This is a genomic window from Streptomyces sp. NPDC127038, assembly GCF_042725875.1.
Lineage (GTDB): Bacteria > Actinomycetota > Actinomycetes > Streptomycetales > Streptomycetaceae > Streptomyces.
The window spans coordinates 1-25898 of record NZ_JBHXDQ010000084.1 but is presented as its reverse complement, the minus strand read 5'-3'; the positions used below and the strand labels follow the sequence as shown (position 1 = coordinate 25898).

General features: G+C 72.2%; 24 protein-coding genes. 12 read left to right on the top strand and 12 right to left on the bottom strand.

Features of this window, described 5'->3' with window-relative positions; translation table 11 throughout:
- Nucleotides 1-10 precede the first annotated feature (10 nt).
- On the top strand, nucleotides 11-2596 hold the full coding sequence (locus tag ACFWI4_RS36825; RefSeq protein WP_387205470.1) for a DUF262 domain-containing protein: 2586 nt from the start codon (nucleotides 11-13) through the stop codon (nucleotides 2594-2596).
- A gap of 59 nt (nucleotides 2597-2655) precedes the next feature.
- On the opposite strand, the gene ACFWI4_RS36820 is transcribed toward ACFWI4_RS36825, so the two are convergent.
- Complete coding sequence (locus ACFWI4_RS36820; RefSeq protein ID WP_387205468.1) at nucleotides 2656-4809, bottom strand: 3'-5' exonuclease; 2154 nt, start codon at nucleotides 4807-4809, stop codon at nucleotides 2656-2658.
- 89 nt (nucleotides 4810-4898) lie between these two features.
- Nucleotides 4899-5918 (bottom strand): hypothetical protein, encoded by a 1020-nt coding sequence (locus ACFWI4_RS36815; protein WP_387205488.1) that lies wholly within the window; start codon nucleotides 5916-5918, stop codon nucleotides 4899-4901.
- 365 nt (nucleotides 5919-6283) lie between these two features.
- On the opposite strand from ACFWI4_RS36815, the gene gcl reads away from it, so the two are divergent.
- A complete protein-coding gene (gcl, locus tag ACFWI4_RS36810) occupies nucleotides 6284-8068 on the top strand; it encodes a glyoxylate carboligase (RefSeq protein WP_387205466.1) in 1785 nt (594 codons plus the stop codon).
- 151 nt (nucleotides 8069-8219) lie between these two features.
- Nucleotides 8220-9116 (top strand): alpha/beta fold hydrolase, encoded by an 897-nt coding sequence (locus tag ACFWI4_RS36805; protein WP_387205464.1) that lies wholly within the window; start codon nucleotides 8220-8222, stop codon nucleotides 9114-9116.
- On the opposite strand, the gene ACFWI4_RS36800 is transcribed toward ACFWI4_RS36805, so the two are convergent.
- From ACFWI4_RS36800 to ACFWI4_RS36785, 4 genes are all read right to left on the bottom strand, one after another.
- The gene (locus ACFWI4_RS36800) at nucleotides 9085-9672 is read right to left on the bottom strand and encodes a TIGR04222 domain-containing membrane protein (protein WP_387205462.1); all 588 of its coding nucleotides are present in this window, start codon (nucleotides 9670-9672) and stop codon (nucleotides 9085-9087) included. The genes ACFWI4_RS36805 and ACFWI4_RS36800 overlap by 32 nt on opposite strands.
- A gap of 336 nt (nucleotides 9673-10008) precedes the next feature.
- Nucleotides 10009-10272, bottom strand: coding sequence for a hypothetical protein (locus ACFWI4_RS36795; RefSeq protein WP_387205460.1), 264 nt, complete (start codon nucleotides 10270-10272; stop codon nucleotides 10009-10011).
- A 460-nt stretch (nucleotides 10273-10732) separates the two neighbouring features.
- Nucleotides 10733-11626 carry a 2-hydroxy-3-oxopropionate reductase gene (locus tag ACFWI4_RS36790; protein WP_387205458.1) on the bottom strand — a complete coding sequence of 298 codons (894 nt, stop codon included), beginning with the start codon at nucleotides 11624-11626 and terminating at the stop codon, nucleotides 10733-10735.
- A gap of 29 nt (nucleotides 11627-11655) precedes the next feature.
- Entirely contained in the window at nucleotides 11656-12519 is an 864-nt protein-coding gene (locus tag ACFWI4_RS36785) for a TIM barrel protein (protein WP_387205456.1), read from the bottom strand.
- A gap of 251 nt (nucleotides 12520-12770) precedes the next feature.
- On the opposite strand from ACFWI4_RS36785, the gene ACFWI4_RS36780 reads away from it, so the two are divergent.
- The 7 genes from ACFWI4_RS36780 to ACFWI4_RS36750 all read left to right on the top strand — a co-directional run bounded on the left by ACFWI4_RS36780 (nucleotide 12771) and on the right by ACFWI4_RS36750 (nucleotide 18769).
- Nucleotides 12771-13031 (top strand): thiamine-binding protein, encoded by a 261-nt coding sequence (locus tag ACFWI4_RS36780; protein ID WP_387205454.1) that lies wholly within the window; start codon nucleotides 12771-12773, stop codon nucleotides 13029-13031.
- The gene (locus ACFWI4_RS36775) at nucleotides 13028-13396 is read left to right on the top strand and encodes a helix-turn-helix domain-containing protein (RefSeq protein WP_387205452.1); all 369 of its coding nucleotides are present in this window, start codon (nucleotides 13028-13030) and stop codon (nucleotides 13394-13396) included. Before ACFWI4_RS36780 ends, ACFWI4_RS36775 begins: the two co-directional genes overlap by 4 nt.
- Before the next feature lie 184 nt (nucleotides 13397-13580).
- Nucleotides 13581-14111 carry a 2-oxo-4-hydroxy-4-carboxy-5-ureidoimidazoline decarboxylase gene (uraD, locus tag ACFWI4_RS36770; protein WP_387205450.1) on the top strand — a complete coding sequence of 177 codons (531 nt, stop codon included), beginning with the start codon at nucleotides 13581-13583 and terminating at the stop codon, nucleotides 14109-14111.
- A gap of 93 nt (nucleotides 14112-14204) precedes the next feature.
- On the top strand, nucleotides 14205-14612 hold the full coding sequence (uraH, locus tag ACFWI4_RS36765; RefSeq protein ID WP_387205448.1) for a hydroxyisourate hydrolase: 408 nt from the start codon (nucleotides 14205-14207) through the stop codon (nucleotides 14610-14612).
- A gap of 5 nt (nucleotides 14613-14617) precedes the next feature.
- The gene (gene pucL, locus ACFWI4_RS36760) at nucleotides 14618-15565 is read left to right on the top strand and encodes a factor-independent urate hydroxylase (RefSeq protein ID WP_387205446.1); all 948 of its coding nucleotides are present in this window, start codon (nucleotides 14618-14620) and stop codon (nucleotides 15563-15565) included.
- A gap of 156 nt (nucleotides 15566-15721) precedes the next feature.
- Nucleotides 15722-17098, top strand: coding sequence for an 8-oxoguanine deaminase (locus ACFWI4_RS36755; protein ID WP_387205444.1), 1377 nt, complete (start codon nucleotides 15722-15724; stop codon nucleotides 17096-17098).
- A 336-nt stretch (nucleotides 17099-17434) separates the two neighbouring features.
- Nucleotides 17435-18769 (top strand): nucleobase:cation symporter-2 family protein, encoded by a 1335-nt coding sequence (locus tag ACFWI4_RS36750; RefSeq protein WP_387205486.1) that lies wholly within the window; start codon nucleotides 17435-17437, stop codon nucleotides 18767-18769.
- A gap of 107 nt (nucleotides 18770-18876) precedes the next feature.
- On the opposite strand, the gene ACFWI4_RS36745 is transcribed toward ACFWI4_RS36750, so the two are convergent.
- Both ACFWI4_RS36745 and ACFWI4_RS36740 read right to left on the bottom strand, forming a co-directional pair.
- The gene (locus ACFWI4_RS36745) at nucleotides 18877-19692 is read right to left on the bottom strand and encodes a chitosanase (RefSeq protein WP_387205442.1); all 816 of its coding nucleotides are present in this window, start codon (nucleotides 19690-19692) and stop codon (nucleotides 18877-18879) included.
- A gap of 104 nt (nucleotides 19693-19796) precedes the next feature.
- On the bottom strand, nucleotides 19797-21380 hold the full coding sequence (locus ACFWI4_RS36740) for an MFS transporter (protein WP_387205440.1): 1584 nt from the start codon (nucleotides 21378-21380) through the stop codon (nucleotides 19797-19799).
- A gap of 123 nt (nucleotides 21381-21503) precedes the next feature.
- On the opposite strand from ACFWI4_RS36740, the gene ACFWI4_RS36735 reads away from it, so the two are divergent.
- Nucleotides 21504-21905: a winged helix-turn-helix transcriptional regulator gene (locus tag ACFWI4_RS36735; RefSeq protein ID WP_385394750.1), complete on the top strand. Its 402-nt coding sequence runs from the start codon at nucleotides 21504-21506 to the stop codon at nucleotides 21903-21905.
- Between the two features lie 25 nt (nucleotides 21906-21930).
- Here the strand turns inward: ACFWI4_RS36735 and ACFWI4_RS36730 are convergent, their stop codons facing one another.
- The 4 genes from ACFWI4_RS36730 to ACFWI4_RS36715 all read right to left on the bottom strand — a co-directional run bounded on the left by ACFWI4_RS36730 (nucleotide 21931) and on the right by ACFWI4_RS36715 (nucleotide 25097).
- Nucleotides 21931-22353, bottom strand: coding sequence for an acyl-CoA thioesterase (locus tag ACFWI4_RS36730; protein WP_387205438.1), 423 nt, complete (start codon nucleotides 22351-22353; stop codon nucleotides 21931-21933).
- A 74-nt stretch (nucleotides 22354-22427) separates the two neighbouring features.
- Nucleotides 22428-23063: a hypothetical protein gene (locus tag ACFWI4_RS36725; protein WP_387205436.1), complete on the bottom strand. Its 636-nt coding sequence runs from the start codon at nucleotides 23061-23063 to the stop codon at nucleotides 22428-22430.
- 54 nt (nucleotides 23064-23117) lie between these two features.
- Nucleotides 23118-23777, bottom strand: coding sequence for a histidine phosphatase family protein (locus ACFWI4_RS36720; RefSeq protein ID WP_387205434.1), 660 nt, complete (start codon nucleotides 23775-23777; stop codon nucleotides 23118-23120).
- A 102-nt stretch (nucleotides 23778-23879) separates the two neighbouring features.
- Nucleotides 23880-25097: a pyridoxal phosphate-dependent aminotransferase gene (locus tag ACFWI4_RS36715; RefSeq protein WP_387205432.1), complete on the bottom strand. Its 1218-nt coding sequence runs from the start codon at nucleotides 25095-25097 to the stop codon at nucleotides 23880-23882.
- An 84-nt stretch (nucleotides 25098-25181) separates the two neighbouring features.
- Here ACFWI4_RS36715 and ACFWI4_RS36710 point away from each other — a divergent pair, with 84 nt between their 5' ends.
- Nucleotides 25182-25820 (top strand): winged helix-turn-helix transcriptional regulator, encoded by a 639-nt coding sequence (locus ACFWI4_RS36710; protein ID WP_387205430.1) that lies wholly within the window; start codon nucleotides 25182-25184, stop codon nucleotides 25818-25820.
- The last annotated feature ends 78 nt before the right edge of the window (nucleotides 25821-25898 follow it).

Sequence of the window (25898 nt, the reverse complement as noted above, 5' to 3'; positions counted from 1 at the left end):
GGAGAGGCGCGTGCACGCTCAGGAGACCACCTTCAAGGAGCTCGTCCAGGGAGAGAAGCAGTTTCAGGTGCCGCTCTACCAGCGCACCTACAGCTGGCAGCAGGACGAGCTGCGACAGCTCTGGGACGACGTGGTGGAGCTGGTCGACGAGCAACTGGAGGGCAGGACCCCCGCGACCCACTTCCTCGGCTCCGTGGTGCTCGCCCCGGGGCGGATCACCGCGGGAGGCATGCAGCGCTGGCTCGTCGTCGACGGTCAGCAGCGGCTCACCACCCTCATGCTGGCCCTCACCGCGCTGCGCGACCGATACCGGCAGCGCGGCGCGGAGCGGGACGCGGACCGCATCCACGACCTGGTGCTCGTCAACAGGTACCGCAACGGCGACGACCACTACCGGCTGCTGCCGACGCAGGCGGACCGCGAGGCCTTCGTCGCCTGCGTGGAGAACACCCCGAAAGCCGGTGGCCCCGGCAACGTGGGTGCCGCCTACCGCTTCTTCCTGGCCGTCCTCACGGAGGGCGAGGAGAACGGTCCCGAGGAGTGGACGGGCGCGGTCGAGACCGTGCTGAGCAGTCTGCTGTCCATCGTCGAGATCACCGCGGCCGAAGGCGACAACGTCTACCGCATCTTCGAATCCATCAACAACACCGGTGTCGGTCTCCGCCAGAGCGACCTGCTGCGCAACTACCTCTTCATGTGCCTGCGGACCCGCGGCGAGTCCGTCTACCGCAACCACTGGCTGCCCATGCAGGAACTCCTCGGTCCCGACAACCTCGAACTGCTCGTCTGGCTGGACCTGGTCGTGGCCGGCAACAGCCGCGCCAAACAGAGCGAGATCTACCGGGACCAGAAGAAGCGCCTGGAACCGCTGAGCAACGACGAGGCGGCGCTGGAGGCCGAGATCGCCTCCCTCGCCCGGCGTGCCGAACGCCTGATGCGCATCCTGGATCCCCGGCGGGAGCCGGACCCGGAGCTGCGCGAGGTCCTGGAGCGGCTGTCCCGCTGGGGCGGCCAGACCCACTACCCGCTGGCGCTCCAGCTGCTCGACCGCGTCGACGACGGACGGGCCACGCCCCTCCAGGCCGCTCGGGCGCTGGCCTACGCCGAGAGCTACATGGTGCGCCGCCTCCTGGCGGGTCTGTCCACCACGGGCAACAACCGGGTCTTCATGGAGATGCCCAGGGAAGTGGAGAAGGACGACGACCCGGCGGACGCCGTACGCCGTTTCCTGTCCCGGAACAGGACGGGGCCACGTGTATGGCCCGGCGACGAAGCGCTGCGCGAGGCGGTCCGCAGCCGCCCCTTCTACAAGGCGGGCCGCGGCAACCAGCGGTTCCAGGTGCTGCGCCGGCTGGAGGAGAGCTACGACGGCAGCGAGCCCGTCGACTATGCCAAGGCCTCCCTCACCGTCGAGCACGTGCTTCCGCAGAACCCGGCCCAGCAGTGGTACGACCTTCTCGCCGAGGACGCCGAGGACGGCCAGAGCCCGGACGAACTGCACGCCCTGCTCGTCCACACCCTGGGCAACCTCACCCTTTCCGCCGACAACGCGCGCCTGTCGAACCACCCTTTCCGCCGCAAGCAGGAGATCCTCGACGCCAGCGCCCTGCGCATGAACCAGCGGATCGCCGCCGAGGAACGGTGGGGGAGGACGGAGATCCTGGCCCGCGCCGACGAACTGGCGGACAAGGCCGTGCGGTTGTGGCCCGGGCCCGCCGAGGGAGTCGTCCAGGCGGAGGACGAGTGGGCCGGCTGGAAGGAGCTCCGGGCCGCGCTCCTCGCCATGCCGGCCGGTACATGGACGACGTACGGTGATGTCGCCGGGCTCATCGGGACCCATGCCGTCCCCGTGGGTCAGCACCTGGCGACCAAGACGAACGTGCACGGCGCCCATCGCGTGCTCACCGCGGACGGCCGTGTCTCGGCGGGCTTCCGATGGGCGGACGGCAAGGAGTCCGGCGACGCGCGAACCCGGCTGGAGGCGGAGGGTGTCCCCTTCGACGACATGGGACGGGCCCGCCGCTCCCATCGGCTGACCACCGCCGATCTGGCGGCCCTGCTCGGCCGGGACACCGCCGACGAGGCCGACCCGTCCGCGCCGGCCGACGCCGAGCAGCAGACGACGGCCGACCGGTTCGAGGCGCAACTCCGCGACAACCAGACCGAGGAGACCGTGCGGGGCGTCCTCGGCGTGCTGCGCTTCTGGGAACAGCAGGGAGGCCACCTCGCCTACGGCCGGGCCGACGAGACCAGTTGTTTCCCGATGGTGCGGTTCGGCGCCGCGAGCGACACCGCTCGTGCGCTCTGGCCGCTGGGGATCTACCCGGTCGCGGGAACCGTCGAAGTGGTCTTCCAGTACTTGAAGCGACGCCCCCCGTTCGACGACGAGCCGCTGCGCCGCGAGCTGATGACCCGGCTGAACGGCATCGAGGGCATCGACCTGGCCGAGGCCAAACTGGACCTGCGTCCGTCCTTCCCGCTGGAGGTCTTCACCGGACACGGCGAGGAGATCTGCGCGGTGCTGGAGTGGTTCGCGCACACCGCTGCCCTGGCCGAGGCCCGCCGCATGATGGACGACGGTCCCGACACGCTCTGACGTGCCCATCGGGTGTGGGGGTCCATGGGCAGTCGGGCCCCCACAGGCAAACACCGCCGCTATCGACGCGGGCCCTCGACGACAGGTGCCAGGAACGGGCTCGACGTCCCGTGCCAGGACACCCGCAGCGCCTCGCGCGCCCGGGTGCAGGCCACGAACAGCACGCTCAACTCGCTGTTCAGGTCTTCCTGGTGCTGCTGGGCGTCGACGTCCACCGGAGTCACGGCGGACTTCATCGGAACCGTGCCGTCCATCACCCCGGCCACGGCGACACAGCGGAACTCCAGCCCCTTCATCCGGTGCATGGTCCCGATCCGCACCCCTGCACCACCGCGCCCGGAGCCCAGGACGAAGGCAGGGATCCCGGCGTGCTCCAGGGCCTTGGCGATGTCCCGCCCGAACTGGATGAACCGCACCGCGATGCCGATGTGTTCCAGCTCCACGCCCGAGCTGGTCCAGCGCTCCACCTGGTCCACCAGCGCCGCCATCTCCTCCGGCTTCGAGGCGTGTCCCGAGGCCTCGGGCCGTTCACCGTGCATGGTGGAGCGATAACCGGCCAGGGTTTCCTTCCCTTCGTCCATGTCGTCGGGCTTCTCGCCGGTCAGCAGCGCGGTGGACCAGGCAAGGATCTCCTGTGTGGTGCGGTAGTTGACGCGAAGCCGGTACGAGCGTCCGACGACTTCGACGCCGAGCGAGCGAAGCGACACCCGGTTGCCGTAGATGCGCTGGTGAGTGTCTCCGGAGAGGAACAGGTCGTCGGCGCCGGGCCCGACGAGGGCACGCAGGAAACGCCATTGGGCGGGGTGGAGGTCCTGAGCCTCGTCGACCACCACGTGCCGGAAGGGCCGCTCGCCGCGTCCGTCCAGGACGCGCGCGGCCTCGGCGCACACCTGCAGGAAGGTCCACTCCCCGGCCTGGCGCAGCTGTTCCTCGAAAGCGGACACGGCACGCCACACCTGAAGCCGTTTCAGCGGCCCGAGCCCGCTGCCGCGGCCGGTCCGCTGCACCTTCAGATATTCCTCGGGAGTGGCGACGGCGTGGGCGAGGACGACGTGCCGCCACTCCTGGTCCAGGAAGACGTCGGTGAGGCCGAGGTCCAGCCGCCGGGCGATCCGTGCCCACCGGGCGGTGATCTCCTTCTGGTCGAAGACCAGCTTCAGTGGTGCGCCACCGCGGTCCGCGCGGACGACCTCGTTGGCCAGGGCGTCGACGTTCACCACCCGGATCCGCGCGCGGACCTCTTCCTCCGTGATCAACAGCTCCATGCAGCGCTGGAGTTCGGCGGCCAGGTCCTTCGTGTAGGTCGTCAGCAGTACGCAGCCGTCGGGAGCGTCGGCGGGAAGGCGCCGCGCCAGGTGGTACGCCCGGTGCAGCGCGACGACCGTCTTGCCGGTACCCGGTCCGCCGGTGACGCGCGCCGACCCGGCGTAACTCTCCTGGTAGGCCACCCGGTACTGGCTCGGATGAAGGAAGACCCGCCACGCGTCGAAGGGGCGCTGCAGGATCTCCAGCAGCTCGTCGGCTCCGGAGACGAGGGCGATACGGCCGCGCGAGCGGGCCATGGCCGTGCCCAGCTCGTCGTCCTGAGAGGCCGGGGAGCCCTGCACGGCGGCCCGGGCGTACGCCTGCACGAGCTCGCGGTCGATCTCCTCGGGCTTCATTCCGGTCGCCAGCCCGAGGAGCACGTCGTACTGCTGCTCGGGAAGCACCTTGTGCAGCGCCTCCAGGTGGGCCTCGTCGGGAACCAGCCGGATGATCGGCAGGATCTCCTCGTCCACCCCGAGGCTGCGCAGCACCTTGTCCGGATACTCGGAGGCGGGGAACAGCCGGGACGGCTCGTCGGCGGCCAGCGCCCTCAGCCCTGCCGTGGCCCGCTCCAGCGCCACGTCGTTGCGTATCTCGATGCCCTGGGTGGCCTCGTTCACCGACGCCCGGTGCTTGGCGGCCCAGTCGTTGGCCTTGTCGTGCGGGAGCACCTTGAGCAGCAGATAGCTGTCGCCCGACTCCGCCTTGAGGACGACTCCGCGCCAGAAGTCGGTGATACGGATGGTCCGCAGCCGCGGGTCCTGCTGGTGCGTGAGCTTTTCCAGGTGCAGTCCCGCGTGTGTGGCCGCCGCGAACTTCTCGAACACCTCGAAGACACGTTTCTGGACGGGCTTCTCCAGCGCGGCGAACTGCATCAGAAAGTCCCGGTGCATGCCGAGCGTCGCCATCCGTGCCCCCTCCAGAAGACTGCGATCACTCTACTGACCGGCTTGGAGCCGCGAGCCTGCCGCGCGAGGCCGGCCGAAACTCCCGGCGTTCAGTCCGGGGCGGTGATCAGGGCGGTGGCCGGGGTGTTCACCGGCTGGGGTGTGCCCGTCAGGTCCAGGACGAAGAGGGGGACGCCGAGGGTGTCGGCGCGGGCGCGGGCGTCCTCGGCGTATCCGGCCAGGGAGAAGAACGCGCACTCCGACGACTCGGTCATGGCGGTCAGCCACAGGCACTCCACGTCACGCAGCGAGGCCGGCCTCACGGTGGGGTCCACCTGGGCCAGGATGCCGCGCGCCGCGAGCCCGATCCCCGACGTGGGCCGCTGGTCCGCGCGCCGGATGTCCCGGTAGCCGAGCCAGCCCAGGTAGAGGGCGGCGGCGGTGACGGCGTCGCGCGCGGTGCGAATGGTGACCGGCCGGAACGCGGGCCTCCGGCCGGTCCCACCAGCCCACGGCCCGGCCCCTCGTGCCTCCGGCCCGCCCCCGCGGCCCAGCCCTTCCTGACCGCGGCCGTCCGGCCCCTGCTCGGGCCGGCCGTCCGACCCTGGCTCGGCCCGGCCGCCCGGCCCCTGCTCGCCCCGGCGGCCCGGCCCCTGCTCGGCCCGCTTCTCCGAGCCCTGTTCGGGCCGCCTCTCAGGCCCATGTTCGGCCCGCCCCTCCGGGCCCTGCTCGAGTCGCTCCTCCGGCCCATGCTCGGCCCGCCCCTCCGATCCTGACTCGGCTCCGTCGTCCCGGCCCTGCTCGGGCCGCCCCTCCGGGCCCTGCTCGCATCCGCTGTCCGGGCCCCGCTCGGCTCCGTCGCCCGGGCCTGGCGGGCGGCCGTCGCCCGGACTCCGCTCGCGTTCACCCCGCGGGCCCCGTCCGGGTGCACCGTCAGTCGTCCGCTCAGGCGCGTGCTCCGGAGCGGCGGCCCGGGGCGGGGGCAGGCGGAGGGGCAGGCGGAGCGTCGTGCCGCAGGTGCAGCCCAGTTCCGGGTGGGGCCACTGGGTCTCGCGGCCGCAGGCACCGCACCGGACCGTGGTCCATTCGTCGTCCCACGCCCGGTGCGCGACGGGCGTCGGCTCCGCCAGCCCGTCGAGCGGGGCCGACACGGGCGATCCGCACACGCAGGGGTAGGACGGAGCCGCGTACAGGTGCTCGCGGCGGCAGGCCGGACACCGCACCGGCACGCTCTCGGCCATGGGCCCACTCCAGGAACTCACGTCGGGTCAGCGCGACCATCGTCCTCCTCCGGGCCGCCCCTGGCAGCGAAACGCCACGACGCGCGGGGGCGCGGTCCGGCGCGCCCCCGCCCTTGACGCTCCCCGCACCGCCACCTACATTGCTTCCAGATAGTAGAAGTTAGTTTCCGCAATGCGGAATATGCAACGGAATCGGCGACTCTCCGCGGGGCGCGACGGGAGCGTGGATCCGACGGCCGAAGCAGGAGAACCCCATGGCTCGTATGACCGCTGCCCGCGCGGCAGTCGAGATCCTCAAGCGCGAGGGCGTCACCGACGCCTTCGGCGTTCCGGGTGCGGCGATCAACCCCTTCTACGCGGCGCTCAAGGCCGCCGGCGGAATCACCCACACCCTCGCCCGTCATGTCGAGGGCGCCTCGCACATGGCGGAGGGCTACACCCGGACCCACCCCGGCAACATCGGTGTCTGCGTGGGCACTTCGGGCCCCGCCGGGACCGACATGATCACGGGCCTGTACTCCGCGAGCGGCGACTCGATCCCGATCCTGTGCATCACCGGCCAGGCGCCGACGGCGGTGATCCACAAGGAGGACTTCCAGGCCGTCGACATCGCCTCCATCGCACGCCCCGTGACCAAGGCGGCCACCACCGTCCTGGAGGCCGCGCAGGTCCCCGGAGTCCTCCAGCAGGCCTTCCACCTCATGCGCTCCGGACGCCCCGGACCGGTGCTGGTCGACCTGCCCATCGACGTCCAGCTCACCGAGATCGAGTTCGACCCCGAGACCTACGAGCCGCTCCGCCCGTACAAGCCCGCCGCGACCCGGGCCCAGATCGAGAAGGCGATCGGCCTGCTGAACGCCTCCGAGCGCCCCCTGATCGTGGCGGGCGGCGGGGTCGTCACCGCCGACGCCTGCGAACTGCTCGTCGAATTCGCCGAGTTGACGGGCGTCCCGGTGGTCCCGACGCTCATGGGCTGGGGCGTGCTGCCCGACGACCACGAGCTCAACGCGGGCATGGTGGGCCTCCAGACCTCGCACCGCTACGGCAACGCCACCTTCCTGGAGTCCGACTTCGTCCTCGGCATCGGCAACCGCTGGGCCAACCGCCACACCGGCGACCTGGGTGTCTACACGGCCGGGCGGACCTTCGTGCACGTCGACATCGAGCCCACCCAGCTCGGCCGGATCTTCGCCCCGGACTACGGCATCGCCTCGGACGCCAAGGCCGCGCTGGAGCTCTTCGTCGAGGTGGCAAGGGAGTTGAGGGCGGCGGGCGAGCTGCCCGACCGCTCCGCCTGGTCCGCCGCCGCGCAGGAGAAGCGGGCCACCCTCCAGCGCCGTACGCACTTCGACGACGTCCCGATCAAGCCGCAGCGCGTCTACGAGGAGATGAACAAGGCCTTCGGCCCGGAGACCCGGTACGTGACCACCATCGGGCTCTCCCAGATCGCCGGCGCGCAGCTGCTGCACGTCTACCGGCCGCGCCACTGGATCAACTGCGGCCAGGCGGGCCCCCTCGGCTGGACCGTCCCGGCCGCCCTGGGGGTCGCGAAGGCCGACCCCGGCGCACAGGTCGTCGCCCTGTCCGGCGACTACGACTTCCAGTTCATGATCGAGGAACTGGCCGTCGGAGCCCAGCACCGGATCCCGTACGTCCATGTCCTCGTGAACAACGCCTACTTGGGCCTGATCCGGCAGGCCCAGCTCGGTCTGGACATCGACTTCCAGGTCAACCTGGAGTTCGAGAACATCAACTCCCCTGAGCTCGGCGTCTACGGCGTCGACCACGTCAAGGTCGTCGAGGGACTCGGCTGCAAGGCGATCCGGGTCACCGACCCGGGCGAACTCGGCGCCGCCTTCGAGCGGGCCAGGAAGCTCGCCGCCGAGTTCCAGGTCCCCGTGGTCGTCGAGGCGATCCTGGAGCGCGTCACCAACATCGCGATGAGCAGGACGAACGACATCGGCGCCGTGGTCGAGTTCGAGGAGACCGCGACCGAACCGGGCCACGCGCCCACCGCCATCAGGACCCTGAAGGTCTGAAGAGAGCCGAAGGAGGAGGGGGAGAGGGAGGAGGAGGGGGAGGGGGAGGGGTGACGGCTTGGCGGTCTGAAGGTCCGTCCGGTCCGTCCCGAGTGGCGGCCGGGGCGGGCGCGTTGTTCCCAGAAGCGGGCGGGTCCGGCATGCTCGCCCCATGCGGATGACCGTCCCCACCCCCCTCGGCGACATCGCCGTACGCTGCCTCGCCCCGGGCCCCGGCGCCCGGATCGCGTCTGGCTCCGCCCCCGCGCTGCTGCTCCTGCACGCCAACCCGGGCGACGGCCGCGACTACGACGCCGTGCTGCCCGCCCTCGCCGACCGGTACCGCACGTTCGTCGTGGACTGGCCCGGGTACGGCGGCTCGACCGCGCCGGAACCCGCGCGGGTCACCCCCGAGGGGCTGGTCGGGGTCGCGGAGCGGGTGATCGACGCCCTGGCCGAGGAGCACGGCGTACGGGAACTCGCCGTGCTCGGCAACAGCGTCGGCGGCTATGTCGCCTGCCGCCTCGCCGAGGGCACCCGGGCCGCGTCGCTGACCTCGCTGGTGCTGATCGACCCGGCCGGCTTCACCCGGCACACCGCGCTCACCCGCTGGTTCTGCCGCGAGGTGATGGGCCGCCCCGCACGTGCCCGCCGGCTCGTCGTGCCGCTGGCCCGCGCCTATCTGGGCCGGCTTGGCACCCCGAGCGCGCGGGAGACGTACGCCCGGGTGCGTGAACTGCCGCACCACGAGCGGAGACTGGCGGTGCACTGCGCGCTGTGGCGCGGCCTCGCCGACCCGGGCTTCGGCCTCGCGGACCCGGCCGCCCTCGGACTGCCGATCCTGCTCCTGTGGGGCAGCCGTGACCCGGTCGTCCCCGCGTTCCTCGACGGCCGGCGTGCCCGGCGCGCGCTCCCCGCGGGGACGTCGAGCGTCCGGCTGCCCACGGCCCACGAGCCGTACAACGAACGCCCGGGTCTCTTCCTCCGGCACGTCCTGCCGTTCCTGGCGAATCCCCGGGCGGTCACCGCCCGGGGCGTCAGGCCCCCCAGCCGCCCGCGCAGCCGGTGAAACCGCCGCCTCCCGTGCCGTCGTTGCGGGAGGATCCGCCCTCCGGCCGGGCACCGCGCCCCTTCAGGCCGGCGGCCTCGGTGAGACCCGGGACCAGCACGGTCAGGGCCGCGTCGCCGTACAGGGCGACCGCGAGCAGGACCTCGGCCGGGGACAGGCCCTCGGGTCCGGCGGGAGGCGGGACCGAGGCGCGCAGCTCCCGGAGCAGACGCCGGGCGGCGCGTGTGCGGTGCGGGGGCAGGGGCCGCAGCAGTCCGGCCGCGGCGGCCTCGCCGCGCAGCTCCGCCAGCGCCCGTCGCACACGCGGCCGGTCCATCAACTCCCGTAATCCTGTGGGGAGGTAGAGCGAGGCGCGGACGGCCTTCTCCAGTTCGGGCCCCGGCACGAAGGCGGTGCCCGGGGGCGGGCTCGACGTCCGTAGCGTGCCCGGTGGGCCCGGGGTCACCGCGCCCCGCAGGTACAGCGAGACCGCGGCGGCCTTCACGGCCGCGCGGGGCCCGCCACGCAGCAGCGCGACGGTCAAGGGCCCAGGCCCGACCGCCGCGCTCCCGCTCATGGTGCTTCCCCCGTGTACTTCCCCCGTACCCCCGTTCGGGACCCGCCGCCCCCGTGCCGGCGGGCCCCGTGTGCCGAGGATGTGCCTCATCCGGCCGGAGGTGAAGACCCCTGGGCACTGTTCAGAGGTTGATTTGAGGGTTCCGTAGTCGTTCTACGTCCGCTTGTGTACGGACCGTGTCCGTTCGCCGCCCGTTTCGGTCTCCGTGTGGTGGGGTCACGGCCGGTGCGAGAGCCTCGGCGGTCCATGGGCCCAGCGCAGTCAGCCGTTCGTGGGCGCGGAGCCGTCGGCCGTTCGTGGGTCCGGAGTTCACCGTCGTCCGGGGGTCCGGAGTACTCAGCCGTCCGTGGGCCCGGGGTGGCCGTGGTGCTCGGAGAGGCCGGGCCAGTCGTCGGGACCGCCGCCCTGCCACTCGATGATGTCGCTCTCCTCGACCTCGATCGCGTCGAGGTCGACGTCCGCCTGGCGCAGGATCTCGACCACGTCGTCGAGGTGGTACGCGATGCCGAGCACCCGGTCGCCCTCGGTGACCCGGCGCGACCCGTCCAGCCCCGGTGTGTGCACCACGATCCGGGGGAATTCCCTGCCGTCAGCCTCCATGGTCCAAGGCTGCTGGCCGCGGCCCGAATCCGCACCCGGAGCACGCCGTGCGGGGCCGGGGTCCGGGGCCGGGACCCGGGGGCCGACGTGGGCCGTGGGCTGGTGGCCGTCCGACGGCGCGAGGCTGGGCGCGACAGTACGTTCGCGCCGCCGGACGGGGTCATGGGGGTGTGCCGGGACCGCGGCGGCAGCGACGGACCGGGGTCGCCCTTCCCTCACGTCGGGAAGCGGATCCGGATCCTTCACCACCGCACTGGCTCGCAGGCCGCCGCGGTCCCCACCCTGCCCGGGCCGTGTCCCGGGACGGCCACCCCTCATCCGGGCCGTCCCTGACGCGGTCCGGGAGCTCGTCTCTCCGGACGCGGATCCGGGTCGCGGCGGCGCCTGGGCGCGACAGGACAAGTGTCGGCGCCACCGCGACCCGGAGATTGGAGGCGGGGCCGTGGGCCCCGGCCGTGGTTCAGACCTGGGCGCCGGAGAGGCGCTCGACCGCGCGCAGCAGCGCGGAGTGGTCCAGGCCGCCGTCGCCCTGGGCGCGCAGGCCGCCCACGAGCTGGGCCACCAGCGCGCCCACCGGGAGTGCCGCGCCGACGGCCCGGGCGGCGTCCGTGACGATGCCCATGTCCTTGTGGTGCAGGTCGATCCTGAAGCCCGGCCTGAAGTCGCGGTTCAGGAAGTTGTCCTTCTTGCGGGCCAGCACGGTGGAGCCGGCGAGGCCGCCGCCGAGGACGTCGAGCGCGGCCTTGAGATCCACGCCGGAGCGCTCCAGGAAGACCACGGCCTCGGCGCACGCCTGGATGTTCACGGCGACGATCAGCTGGTTGGCGGCCTTCACGGTCTGGCCCGAGCCGTGCGGACCGCACAGCACGATGGTCCTGCCGAGCGCCTCGAAGATCGGCTCCGCCTCGTCGAAGGCGTCCTGCTCACCGCCGACCATGATCGACAGTACGGCCTCGACCGCTCCGGCCTCGCCGCCGGACACCGGGGCGTCCAGCACGCGGATCCCCTTCTCGGCGCCGGCCCTCGCGAGGTCCACCGAGGTCCCCGGGGTGATCGAGGACATGTCGATCAGCAGGGTGCCGGGCCGCGCGTTCTCCAGGATGCCGTCGGGCCCGTACGCGACGGCCTCGACCTGCGGGGAGGCGGGCACCATCGTGATCACCACGTCGGCGTCCCGCACGGCCTCGGCGACCGAACCGGCGGCGCTGCCGCCCGCGGCGGCCAGGCGCTCCAGCTTGTCGCGCTCCAGGGTGTACCCGGTGACGTCGTACCCGGCCTTGATCAGGTTCTCCGCCATGGGCGAGCCCATGATGCCGAGTCCGATCCAGGCCACCTTGGGGAGGTTGTCGCTCATGTGGGTGCCTCTCTGAGATCTCTGCTGCGTCATCGGGAAACCGCTCGGCGCGGGGCGCGGGCGGGGCGGGCAGCGGCCGGCAGCCAGTCGAAGGCCCGCGCGCTCGGCCGGTCGCCCGGCTTGTACTCCAGGCCGACCCAGCCCTCGTAACCCGCCTCGGCCAGCTGGTCGAGGAGGCTCTCCAGGGGAAGCGTCCCGGTGCCCGGCGCGCCCCGGCCGGGGCTGTCGGCGATCTGCACGTGGCCGGTCCGGCCGGCGTGGGCGGCGATCACGCCCGGCAGGTCCTCGCCGTTCATGGCCAGGTGGTACAGGTCCATGAGGAAGCGGGCGTTGCCGAGGCCGGTCGCCGCGTTGACCTTGTCGACGACGGCGACGGCGGCCTGCGCGCTCACCAGCGGATAGGCGGGCGACTCCGGCTCGTTGAGCGCCTCCACGAGGAGGACCGCGCCGATCCGGTGGGCGGCCCGTGCGGCCAGGACGAGGTTCTCCAGTGCGAGCGCGTCCTGCTCGTCCGGGTCCACGCCGTCGACGCGGTTGCCGTACAGGGCGTTGAGCGCGGTGCAGCCCAGGGACGCGGCGAAGTCGGCCGCCACCTCGACGTTGGCCCGGAACCTCTCGGACTCCGCCCCGGGCAGGGACAGGGCGCCCCGGTCGGGTCCCGGCAGCCGCCCGGCGTAGAAGTTCAGCCCGGTCAGCCGGACGCCCGCGTCCTCGATCGCCCGCTTCAGGGCGTCGAGCTCGGACCGCTCGGGGGTGGGGGAGTCCACCCAGGGCCACCACAGCTCGACCGCGGTGAACCCGGCCGCCGCCGCGGCCGCCGGACGCTCCAGGAGCGGGAGTTCCGTGAAGAGGATCGACAGGTTGACGTTGAAGCGCTGGTCCGCGAATCCCATGGGGTCGGCGCTGCCTTCCGTACTGGCGGCCGCTGTCGGCCGGGCCGGCGATCGAGGGCTGTTCCGGTGAGGGCCACTTCCGTGGTCATGCATCGTCATTCCGTATTGCGGAAGTTTGTTTCTGCCCAATGGAAGATTGCAACCGGGGCGCGAGGGTTGTCAAGGGGGTTCGGGCTCAAAGCGGCGGCCGTGGGCCGCTCGGGCCGCGGGGGTCTTGCCGCGAGGTCCGCGGCGCGCAGTAGGTTGAGCCCGTGCGATTGAGAGTGGAGTTCACGACCGAGCCCTTCGACCTGGACGAGGCGCCCCGGCACGCCCTGGTCGCCCGGGAGGTCATCGAGGCGGCCGGGCTGGACGCCGTGGACGTCGGCCCGTTCGGCAACACCGCCGAAGGCGGCGCGGACACCGTTCTCGCGGCCGTCGACGCGCTCCTGCGCCAGGTGCTCGAAGCGGGCGCCACCCGGGTCTCGCTCCAGCTGAACGTCCTGGACGAGGCGGGGGAGGGCGGTAAGTGACCGGAATCGTGGACGACCCCTTCGTCGCGGCGGTCAAGCCGCTGGTCGACGCCATGGGCGGGGAGATGCTGCCGCCCGAGCTGGCGGGCGTCGACGACGTCGTGCTGTCCTGGGAGGGCGTGGACGTCGTCGCCGTGCGGCTGCCCCAGCTCGCCGACTCGCTCGACCACATCCTCGCCGCCCTGGAGCGCAAGCACGGCAAGCCGCTCGCGGAGCTCGACCGCAAGGCCAAGCAGGAGACCGTACGGATGCTGGAGGCGCGCGGCGCCTTCTCCGTGCGGCACGGGGTGGAGACCGTCGCCGGCGCGCTCGGCGTGAGCCGCTTCACCGTCTACAACTACCTGAACCGCGAGAAGGGCGCCTGACCGGCGGGAACGCGCCCCGGGCGGCGGGGACTCCGCCGCCGGCCCGCCCGTACGGTCCGTGAAGGGCGGGCGGCGGCCTCCGTAACCTCTCGTAACCCGAAGTTTTCAACAAAGTGTTGACGCGGTCTCGCCGAGGGCGTTAGCTGTGCGCAGCCCGTCCAGCACCACGCCACGGAGGCTTCCCATGACGTCGGGTACGGCACCAGGCGGCCTCGCCCGCTTCAACGCCCTGGAGGAGAGCGCGGCCCGCGCCGTCCTGCACGAGGTGTGCGCCTCCCGCACCTGGGCCGGCCGGCTGCTCGCCGCCCGTCCCTACGAGAGCGCCGACGGCCTGTACGCCGAGAGCGACGCCGCCACGGCGGACCTCACCACCGCCGACCTGACAGAGGCGATGGCGGGGCACCCGCCCATCGGACGGCCGAGACCCGGAGACCCGGCATCCTCGCGCGAACAGCGCGGGATGGCCGGAGCCTCCGCGGAACTCAGGCAGGAGATGCTCGAACTGAACCTGGCCTACCAGGAGAAGTTCGGCCATGTCTTCCTCATCTGCGCCACCGGCAGGACCGGCGAGCAGATGCGCGACGCGGTCCGGGAGCGGATCGGCAACACCGCCGAGCGTGAGCGCGAGATCGTCCGCGTCGAACTGGGGAAGATCAACCGCATCCGGCTCGGCGGTCTCGTGCGGGACGAGCCGCCCGGCGCACCAGGCGGCTGACGGTCACCCGTCCAGGAAGGACCCGGCGCGCCAGGCGGCCGCCGGGCACCCGGCCCGGGAAGGGTCCGGCAGCCCCGTACAGGAAGAAGAGACATGAGCACCGACACCACGGCCTCCGTGTCCACCCACATCCTGGACACCAGCGTGGGCCGCCCCGCCAGGGGTGTCGCCGTCCGGCTCGCGGCCCGCGCCGGACGCGAGGGCGACTGGCGGGCGCTCGGCGGTTCCGCGACCGACGCGGACGGCCGGTGCAAGGACCTTCCGGCACTGCCGGAGGACACGACCCACGTACGGCTCGACTTCGAGGTCGAGCGGTACTTCGAGCAGGATCCGGCGACACCGACACAGCGAGCCGATGCGCAGCAGGACGCCCCCGCGAAACGGGACAGCGAGACGTTCTTCCCCGAGGTGACGATCACCTTCGCCGTCAGGCCGGGCGAGCACTACCACGTACCGCTGCTGCTCAACCCGTTCGGCTACTCCGTTTACCGAGGGAGCTAGCAGACATGACCGAACCTTCCCGCAAGGGCGGCCCCGTTCTCCTGGGCCAGAACCAGTACGGCAAGGCCGAGAACCGCGTCGTCCGGATCACCCGCGACGGCGCCACCCACCACATCAAGGACCTGAACGTGTCCGTCGCGCTGAGCGGCGACATGGAGGAGGTCCACCTCTCCGGCTCCAACGCCAACGTCCTGCCGACCGACACCACCAAGAACACCGTGTACGCCTTCGCCAAGGAACACGGCATCGAGTCCGCCGAGCGGTTCGGCATCCACCTCGCCCGGCACTTCGTGACCAGCCAGGATCCGATCCGGCGCGCCCGTGTCCGGATCGAGGAGTACGCCTGGGAGCGCATCGAGGCCCCGGACTCCGGGTCCCCGGCCGCCGGCGCCGACGAGCCCCGGCACTCCTTCGTCCGCAAGGGCCAGGAGACCCGCGTCACCCAGATCACCTACGACGGTGAGACCTGGGAGGTCGTCTCGGGCCTGAAGGACCTCGTCGTGATGAACTCGACGGACTCCGAGTTCTGGGGCTTCGTCAAGGACGGGTACACGACGCTGCCCGAGGTCCACGACCGCATCCTCGCCACCCAGGTCTCCAGCCGCTGGCGCTTCAACTGGACCGGCGACGAACGGTCGATGCCCGACTGGGACACCTCCTACGCCCAGGTCAGGAAGCACATGCTCCAGGCCTTCGCGGAGACCTACTCCCTCTCCCTCCAGCAGACCCTGTACCAGATGGGCGCACGGATCATCGATTACCGCGACGAGATCGACGAGGTCCGCTTCTCGCTCCCGAACAAGCACCACTTCCTGGTCGACCTGGCTCCGTTCGGCCTGGAGAACGACAACGAGGTCTACTTCGCGGCCGACCGCCCGTACGGGCTCATCGAGGCCACCGTCCTGCGCGAGGGCTGCGAGCCGCGCATCCCGGTGGACCTCACCAACCTCTAGAACCAGTCTCCAGAACCAGTCTCCAGAACCAGTTTGCGGAGCCGGTCCCCAGAACCGGTCTCCACGAGCAGGCTCCAGTACCGCCACGACGGACCCGGTCGTCACCCCGCTCGGCCGCCGGGTCCGTCCGCCGACCCGGAAGAACGAGGAACCGCAGTGGCAGTCCAGCGCATCGTCATCGAGAACTGCGCCGTCGCGACCGTGGACGCCGACGACACCGAGTACGCCTCGGGCCACATCGTCGTCGCCGACAACCTGATCGAGTCCGTGGGCTCCGGAAAGGCGCCCGCCGGTCTGGAGAACGTGGTCCGCCGCGTCGACGCCACCGGACATCTGGCCACACCCGGTCTGGTCAACACCCACCACCACTTCTACCAGTGGATCACCCGGGGCCTCGCCACGGACCACAACCTCTTCGACTGGCTCGTCGCCCTCTACCCGACCTGGGCGCGGATCGACGAGCCGATGGTCCACGCGGCCGCGCAGGGCTCCCTCGCCATGATGGCCCGCGGCGGCGTCACCACCGCCATGGACCACCACTACGTCTTCCCGAAGGGCTCCGGGGACCTGTCCGGCGCGATCGTCCGGGCCGCCCGCGAGACGGGCGTCCGCTTCACCCTCGCCCGCGGCTCCATGGACCGCGGCGAGAAGGACGGCGGACTGCCGCCGGACTTCGCCGTCGAGACCCTCGAAGAGGCGCTGGCCGCCACCGAGGCGACCGTCGACGAGCACCACGACGCCTCCTTCGCCAGCATGACCCAGATCGCCGTGGCGCCCTGCTCGCCGTTCTCCGTCTCCACCGAACTCATGCGGCAGGGAGCCGAGTTGGCCCGCCGCAAGGGCGTAAGACTGCACACGCACGGCTCGGAGACCGTGGAGGAGGAGCAGTTCTGCAAGGAACTGTTCGGCATGGGCCCGACCGACTACTTCGAGTCGACCGGCTGGCTCGGCGAGGACGTGTGGATGGCGCACTGCGTCCACATGAACGACTCCGACATCGCCGCCTTCGCCCGCACCCGGACGGGCGTCGCCCACTGCCCCTCCTCCAACGCCCGGCTGGCCGCGGGCATCGCCCGGGTCCCCGACATGCTCGCGGCCGGCGTCCCGGTCGGCCTCGGCGTCGACGGCACCGCGTCGAACGAGTCCGGCGAACTCCACACCGAGCTGCGCAACGCCCTGCTCATCAACCGGCTCGGCGCCCACCGCGAGGCGGCCCTGAACGCCCGTCAGGCACTGCGCCTCGGGACGTACGGAGGTGCCCAAGTACTGGGCAGGGCGGCCCAGATCGGCTCCCTGGAGGCCGGCAAGCTCGCCGACCTCGTGCTGTGGCGGCTGGACACCCTCGCGCACGCCTCGATCGCCGACCCGGTGACGGCGCTGGTGTTCGGCGCCGCCGCCCCGGTCACCCTCTCGCTCGTCGACGGCCGTCCGGTCGTCGGGGACGGTCACCTGCTCCACGTGGACGAGGACGCCATCGCCCGCTCCACCCGGGACGAGGCGCGGCGCCTCGCCCGGATCGCCGGACAGGCCTGACCGCCGCAGAACCCCGGCCGAGGGGGACGGCCCTCGGCCGGTGGCCGTGGACCCGATGGGGTCCGCGGCGGCCGCCTCCGGGGCGCGTACGGACGTGCGCGCCCCGGGACGGTCACCGCCGCGCGGACACCGGTCCGCGTGACGGCGCCGTCCCGGTCCCGCACGACCGCGCATCACCTCCCTGACACCCACGTCGAAGGCGACGTGCACCCGACCGGAGGAGCCGCCGTGGCCGCCCAGCCCGAGCCCAGCACCGATGCCCGACCCACCGGATCGAACGAGGCCACCGCGACGGAGGCCGTGCATCCGGTGGACCAGAGACTGCCCGTCCTCAAGATGGCCGCCGCCGGACTCCAGCACGTGGCCGCCATGTACGCGGGAGTCGTCGCCCCGCCCCTCGTGGTCGGCGCCGCGGTCGGCCTGTCCGCCGGTGAACTCACCTTCCTCACCGGCGCCTGCCTGTTCACCGCCGGCCTCGCCACCTTCCTCCAGACCCTCGGCATCGGCGGGATCGGAGCCCGGCTGCCCTTCGTCAACGGCGTCACCTTCGCCGGTGTCGCCCCCATGACCGCGGTCGCCGCCTCCGTCAAGGACAAGAGCGAGGCCCTCCCCGTCATCTTCGGCGCCGTCATCGTCGCCGGTGTCCTCGGCTTCGTCGCGGCCCCCTACTTCGGCAAGGCCGTCCGCTTCTTCCCGCCCGTCGTCACCGGCAGCGTGATCACCCTCATCGGTGTGTCCCTGCTCCCGGTCGCCTTCGGCTGGGCGCAGGGCCCGGACCCCGCGGCGGCCGACTACGGCTCGCCGACCAGTCTGGGACTCGCCGCGGCGACCCTCCTCGTCGTCCTGGTGCTGCGCCGCTTCACCCGGGGCTTCGTCAAGCAGATCGCGGTCCTGCTCGGCCTCGTCGTCGGCACGATCGTGGCGATCCCGTTCGGCGTCACGGACTTCGGGCCGGTGGCCGCGGCGGACGTGGTCGGCTTCCCGACGCCGTTCCAATTCGGCGCCCCGGAGTTCCGGCTCGCCGCGATCCTCTCGCTCTGCGTGGTGATGGTCGTCTCCATGACCGAGTCGACCGCGGACATGCTGGCTCTCGGCGAGATCGTGGACCGTCCCGCGGACGAGCGGACCATCGCGGCCGGACTGCGCGCCGACACCCTCGGCTCGGCGCTGAGCCCGCTGTTCAACGGCTTCATGTGCAGCGCCTTCGCCCAGAACATCGGTCTCGTCGCGATGACGAGGATCCGCAGCCGGTACGTCGTCGCCACCGGCGGCGGATTCCTGGTGCTGATGGGACTGTGCCCCATGGCCGCGTCCCTGATCGCCGTCGTACCGCGCCCGGTGCTGGGCGGGGCGGGGGTCGTCCTGTTCGGATCGGTCGCCGCCAGCGGGATCCAGACCCTGGTCAGGGCGGGCCTGGAGAAGGACAACAACGTCCTGATCGTGGCCGTCTCGCTCGCGGTCGGCATCATCCCGATCACGGCTCCCGGGTTCTACCACGCGTTCCCGCAGACGGCCCGGATCGTCCTCGACTCCGGGATCTCGACGGGCTGTGTCACGGCCGTCGTCCTCAACCTCGTCTTCAACCACCTGGGCAGGGGACGCGAGGACGCGGGCGAGGTGACGCACCCGATGGAGGCCGGCGAGGACCTCGCGGCGGCACCGGCCCGCTGACCCACCGGGTCTCGGCGGGCCCGCACAGGGGGCCGGCCCGCCGGGCCGGTACACACGCGGGGCGCGGCACGAGAACGTGTGCCGCGCCCCGCGCCGTGCCGCGCGTCTCAGCCGATGTGATAGCTGTCGCCGTAGACCTTCCAGTCCAGCGGCGTGTCGAGGTTCAGGTTCCGGTTGCGCACGAAGACCCGTTGCTCGGTGTCGACCCGGGTGGTGTCGGAGTGGGCCTCCTCCTGCTTCATGGCCCACACCCGGGCGTCGAGGAAGGCGTTCAGGTACGTCACCTCGTCGCCGCCCTGGGCGGGCGTCCTCGCCTTCGCCAGGGCCCGCCTGCGGATGCTGCCGAAGCTGGTGCTGTCGTCACCGTTGCCGTGCATCACGATGGCGTCGTAGTACGTGAACTGGCCCAGCGCGCCGATGCCGTCGGCCTTGCCCTGCTGGACGGCGGGGTTGAAGTAGACGCGGTCGCGCTCGTCGTTCTGGGCCTGCTGGAACGCCGTGTCCTGGGCGGCCCGGCGCCAGTCGGCGGGGAAGCCGGGGTCCAGGCCGTCGTGGGAGTCGCTGCCGTTCACGTCGCGCAGGGCCGGCAGGTACTTGGCCAGGACGTTGCCGGGCTTGCGCCGGTTGTACAGCTCCACGAGGTCGAGCATGTCGCCGGTGCCCGAACAGAAGCCGATGATCCCGGCGGTGTAGCCGCGCCCGTCGCCGATGTCCTCGATGTACTTGTACTGCGCCTTCCAGTCCAGCGAGGAGTTCTCCGCGCTGGAGACGAGCTTCATGGCGATCTCCTTCTTCGCCGGGTCGTCCAGACCGACCGGCGAGGCGGTCGCGGTCTGCGAGGCGATCAGGGGGCCTGCCACCAGTGAGGCGCCGATCAGGGTGAGCAGGGTGCGCCGCGAGGGACGTATGTGGGGGGTGTGCACGGTACCTCCGATTGGGGGAGCGGTGTTGCCGCGTACTGTTAGGAAAGTTTCCTACCAGAGTTCGGAGATGGCGTACACCCGTTGAGGCAAAGGGAGTTGACGCTTTACCTGCTTTCGATCGGCTCCGGGGCCGGCGTCGGGTCGGGTCCGGCGGGCTGCTCCGGGCCCGCCGACCTGCCGGGAGTCGTCACCGGCCCAGGGGCCGCCGTCGCGTCCGGGGCCGCCGTCGCGTCCGGGGCCGCCGGCGCGTCCGGGGTCGACGGGGCGCGCCGGGGGCGCAGCAGCGCGGCGGCCAGGACCAGGGCCGTGGCCGCGATCGCGGTGGCGACCACGAACGCGAGCCGGTATCCGTCCGCCGTCGCCGCCACGGTGGGCGCGCCCGCCGCCGCCAGCCGTTCGGTGCGGCCCGCCGCGAGGGTGGTCAGCACCGCCAGGCCCAGCGAACCGCCCACCACCTGCGTGGTGTTGAACAGTCCCGAGGCCAGGCCCGCGTCCTCGGCGCGGGCGCCCGACATGGCGAGACCCGTCACCGCCGGCATCGCGGCCGCGAACCCGGCGGAGAGCAGCAGGAGTGCGGGCAGCACGTCGGGGACGTACGCACCCGCGGTCGGGGCCCGTCCGAGCAGGGCCAGGCCCGCGGTGATGAGGGCGAGTCCGGCGAGCAGGACGCGGTACGGGCCGAAGCGGGCGACCGTGCGCGCCGACAGGGTCAGCATCAACAGGCCGATGGTGACCGGAGCCGGCAGGAACGCCGTACCGGTGAGCAGCTCGCTGAAGCCGAGGACGCGTTGGAGGTAGAGCGCGCCGATGTACTGGAAGCCGTACATCCCGGCGATCATCAGGATCTGTACCCCGTTCGCGCTGGTCAGGGCCCGCGAGCGGAACAGCCGCAGCCGCAGCAGGGGGCGGGCGGCCCGCGCCTGACGGAGCGTGAAGCCGGCGAGGAGCGCGAGGGCGAGCGCGCCGAGGGCGAGTGTGCCGCCGGGTCCGCGCCCGCCGGCCCCGACGATCGCGTACACCATGAGCATCAGGGCGCCGGTGACCAGGACCGCTCCGGGGTAGTCCGCGCCCGCGCCGAGCCCGGTCCCTCGGTCCGGGGCGAGGATCCGCAGCGCCGCGACCAGGGCCAGCGCGCCGATCGGCAGGTTGATCAGAAAGATCCAGTGCCAGCCGAGGAGCTGGGTCAGCGCTCCGCCCAGGAAGGTGCCGAGTGCCCCGCCGGCCGCGCCGACCGCGCTGAACACCGCGATGGCGCGGCCCTGTTCGCGGGGTTCGGGGAAGAGCGCCACCAGCATGCCGAGGACCACGGCCGAGGTCATGGCCCCGCCGACGCCCTGGAGGGCACGGGCCGCGATCAGCGTGGCCTGTCCGTCGGCGACACCGCACAGCACGGACGCCACCGTGAACACGGCGAGCCCGGTGGTGAACATCCGCTTGCGGCCCAGCAGATCGCCGAGCCTGCCGACGAGGAGCAACAGCCCCCCGAACGGGATGAGATAGGCGTTCACGACCCAGGCGAGACCGGCCGCGGAGAATCCGAGGTCGCTCTGGACGGCGGGCATGGCGACGGTGACGATGTTCCCGTCGAGGACCGTCATCAGGGTTCCCGCGCACAGGACGGCGAGCGAGGCCCACCGGGAACGGGTTCGTCGTGCCGGCGATCCGGCCGGTCCGGTCCGGGACAGCATGACTGATGACCTCCGTGTTCTCCGTGGACCGCCGCGGTTCCACAGGTGGTTGCCCTTGGTGCACGACTTGTAACGGGGTACATCGTGAGTGACCATGGGAGACCGGCATAAGGAGGCACTTCAATGTCCCAGGGGAACACCGGTGTTACGTCGCAGGCAGTGCTCGCGCAGGCGTGCCCGGTCCGCGAGGTTCTTGACAGGGTCGCCGGGAAATGGAGCGTGCTGATCATCGTGGCCGCCGCGCACGGCCCGATCCGCTTCACCGAACTGGAGCGCAGCGTCGAGGGGATCAGCCGCCGCATGCTGACCCTGACGCTGCGCAACCTGGAGCGCGACGGCCTCGTCACGCGCACCGTGCATCCGACGGTGCCGCCGAAGGTCGAGTACGAACTCACCCCGGTGGCACGTGAGTTGCACACGACCCTGCTCTCCCTGACCGACTGGGCCGAGCGGCATCGCGTCACGATCGCCGAGTCGCGCGCGGCCTACGACGCCGAGCACCGGCCGGAGTTGGTGGACGCCTAGGGCGCGCGGGGCGGCGACCCCGGGGTCAGAGGCCCAGTGCGTCCGGGGCGGTGGCCAGCGACGTGAACGCGTCCCGTGCGTCGGGCAGCAGACGGCGCTCCGTGAGGTCCATCAGGCCGCCGACCGCCGTGATCTCGGCGGACACCGTGCCGTCGGTCTTCCTGATCGTCTGCTCGATCCGGAAGGTCTTGCCCTCGCCCCACAGGAACGCGCACGTCACCTCGACCTCGTCACCGGCCCGCAGCTCGCGGCGGTAGCGGATGGTCGTCTCCAGCACGACCGGGCCCGCGTCGCGGGCCCGCAGCTCCGCCTGGCCGATCCCGGCCGCCTCCAGCACCGACCAGCGCGCGTGCTCGGCGTACTGGAGGTACACGCTCTGGTTGAGATGACCCTGCACATCGGTCTCGTATCCGCGAACGGTCACGGGGACGAAGAACGGTTCTGCCACGACTTTCCCTTCGACGACGGCGACTGCTTCCCGGCCGGGGCCGGTCCCACGGCTTCGGGGTTCACGGGCACGGCTCACGTCCGCCGGGGCGAGGCCAGGACGTACCGGATGCCCGTACGCGGCTGGGTGTGTTCGCCGGTCTGCCAGCCGGCCCGCTCCAGCGTGGCCGCGCAGGCCCGAAGCTCCGCCGGGTCCGGTTCGTGCACGGCGACGGCCTCCGGCTGCGGTGTCGCCCGTATCCGGTAGCCGCCGCCCTCGGCAGCGGCGGGCCGGTGCCCGGCCGCCTCCAGCGCGAGCGCGGCGGCCCGCACCAGATGCGTACGCTCCCAGGCGCACGGAAGACCGGACGAACCGTCGGGGCGGGTCATCCGGCGCAGTTCCAGGAGCCCCTGCCAGGCGCTGTGCACCTCTCGGCGCCGCGCCGGCCCGTCCACGGCCCCCTCCTCGCCGCCGACCCGCGCCGAGAACACCCCGGAGTCCGCGGGGGCGGACACCCCGGCGACCTCGGAGGGCCCGGCGTCTCCCGGATCCTCGCGCAGCCGGTGACCGGCCGGGGTCAGGAAGTGGTCGCGCGGGGGGCGCGGGTGACGGAAGGCGAGCCCCCGCTCCACCAGCGCGGCGAGCTGCGCCTCCGTACCCCTCAGCCGCCCGGTCACGGGGTCGGCCGCCTCGACGATGCGCCGCTGCGCGGCGGTCGGCGGTCGTGTCACGGCACGCTCCCTCCGGCACCCGGTGCCGCCGCGGCGCTCGGGCCCGGCCGCGGCTCAGTGTTCCTCCGCCCCCTCTCCCGCAGGGGAGGCCGGGGAGAAGGCGTCATGGGAACAGTACGCGTCGGGTCTGACATTCCAGCCGGCCACCACATGCCGGCGGTGCTCCGTGCTGAGGCGGCTCATCGTCCCGGTGCCGAGCTGGAACAGCGCGCCGGACTGGGCCGTCAGACCGAGCCGCCGCGCGGTCAGCACCCGCAGGAAGTGACCGTGCGAGACGACGACCACGCTGCCCTCCGACTCGGCGAGCGCCGCGTCGATCCTGGCCAGTGCCCGCTCGGCACGCACCCCGACCTGTTCCGGGCTCTCCCCGGGGTGCTCGGGCGGCCCGGCCGCGACCCCGTCGGTGAACAGGAACCAGTCGGGCCGGTCCCGGTGGATCTCGACGGTCGTGACCCCCTCGTACCCGCCGTAGTCCCACTCGCACAGGTCCGCGTCCACGCGGGCGTGGCCGATCCCGGCCAGCTCGGCCGTCTCCCGGGCCCGGCGCATCGGGCTGACGAACGCGGCCGCGATGTGGTGCCGGGCGATCAGCGGCCGGAGCCGCCGTGCCTGCTCACGGCCGTTGTCGGTCAGCGGGACGTCGGTCGACCCCGTGTGCCGCCCGGACATCGACCACTCGGTCTCACCGTGCCGTACGAGGAGCAGGTCACCCATCGCCGCGCCCTTTCCGTCCCTGTGCCGGCTGCCGTCCCTCGTACGGTGACACCGGGCGGGCGCGGCCGCAGCACCTGATACCCCGGTCGGCCCACCCGGGCCTCAGGCCCGCTCCTGCCGGTACCCGCTCAGGAACCGCCCGATCCGGCTGATCGCCGCGTCCAGGTCGTCGGCGTGCGGGAGGGTGAGGATGCGGAAGTGATCGGGGCGCGGCCAGTTGAACCCGGTGCCCTGGACGACCTGGATCTTCTCGCGCAGCAACAGGTCGAGGACGAACTTCTCGTCGTCGTGGATCGGGTGCATGGCGGGGTCGATGCGCGGGAACGCGTACAGCGCGCCCTTGGGTTTGACGCAGGAGACGCCCGGGATCTCGTTCAGCTTCTCCCAGGCGCGGTCGCGCTGCTCCCGGAGCCTGCCGCCGGGTGCGGTCAGTTCGTGGATCGACTGGCGGCCGCCGAGCGCGGCCTGGATGGCGTACTGCGCCGGGGCGTTGGCGCACAGCCGCATCGAGGCCAGCATCGTCAGCCCCTCCAGATAGCTGCGCGCGTGCTGCCGCGGGCCCGTGACGACCAGCCAGCCGGAGCGGAACCCGGCCACGCGGTAGGTCTTGGACAGCCCGCAGAAGGTGAGGACCACCAGGTCGGGGGCGAGGGCGGCGGCCGAGTGGTGCACGGCGTCGTCGTACAGGATCTGGTCGTAGATCTCGTCGGCGAACACCATCAGGCCGTGCCGGCGGGCGAGATCGAGGATGCCCTCGACGATCTCCTTCGGATAGACCGCGCCCGTCGGGTTGTTGGGGTTGATGATGACGACCGCGCGGGTGCGGTCGGTGATCTTCGCCGCCATGTCCTCCAGGTCCGGGTACCACTCGGACTGTTCGTCGCACAGGTAGTGCACGGCCTTGCCGCCGGCGAGGGTGGTGACCGCCGTCCAGAGCGGGAAGTCCGGTGCGGGGATGAGGACTTCGTCGCCGTCCTCGACCAGCGCCTGTACGGCCATGGAGACCAGCTCCGAGACGCCGTTGCCGAGGAACACGTCGTCCACGCCGACGTCCAGGCCCCGGTCCTGGTAGCGCTGGGCGACCGCGCGGCGGGCGGACAGGACGCCCCGCGAGTCCGTGTACCCGTGCGCCCGGGGCAGCATCCGGATCATGTCCTGGAGGATCTCCTCCGGCGCCTCGAAGCCGAAGAGGGCCGGATTGCCGGTGTTCAGGCGCAGCACGCTGTGACCCGCCGCCTCCAGTGCGTCGGCGTGTTCGATCACCGGGCCGCGGATCTCGTAACAGACCTCGCTGAGCTTGCTCGACTGCCGGAACTCCATGCGCTGCGCCCTCCGGTTGTGGTGTTGCTTGGTTTTACCAAGTAGGAGCTTGGAAAGTCCAACAAGATAGCTAGACTGCCTCGCATGCCACCGCGTCGAAGCTACGACCAGTACTGTTCCGCCGCCCGTGCCCTCGACGTCGTCGGGGACCGGTGGACCCTCCTGATCGTCCGTGAACTGCTCGGCGGACCGCGCCGCTACACCGATCTGCACGCCGATCTGCCGGGGGTCAGCACCGACGTCCTCGCCTCCCGGCTCAAGGACATGGAACGCGACGGCCTGACCACCCGCCGCCGGCTGCCGCCTCCGGGCGCGGCCTACGTGTACGAACTCACCGAACGTGGGCGGGAGTTGCTGCCCGTCCTGCACGCCCTCGGGGAGTGGGGCGGGCCCGCGCTGGGCGATCGGCGGCCCACCGACGCGGTACGGGCCCACTGGTTCGCGCTGCCGCTGCTGCGCGGTCTCGACATCGCCGGGGCGGGCGAGGGACTGGTCGAGGTCCGCCTGGACGAAGGCCTGTTCCATGTGTGGCTGGGCACCGGGGAAGGGCCGCTCTACGGGGACGGGCCCGCCCCACGGGAGCCGGACGCCCGTCTGGCGCCGGACGCGCGGACGTGCGAAGCCCTGAACCGGGGCACGTCGACGCTGCTCGACGCCCTGCGGGAGGGCGGTGTCGACGTGAAGGGCGACGGCCCCCTCGCCGAGGCGCTCCGCGGGGCCTGACCCGGCCTGGCCGGCCCCTCGCGGCGTACCCAGCCGGGAGCTGGAGCCCCCCGTCCTGCATCTCGCCGGAAGCGCGAG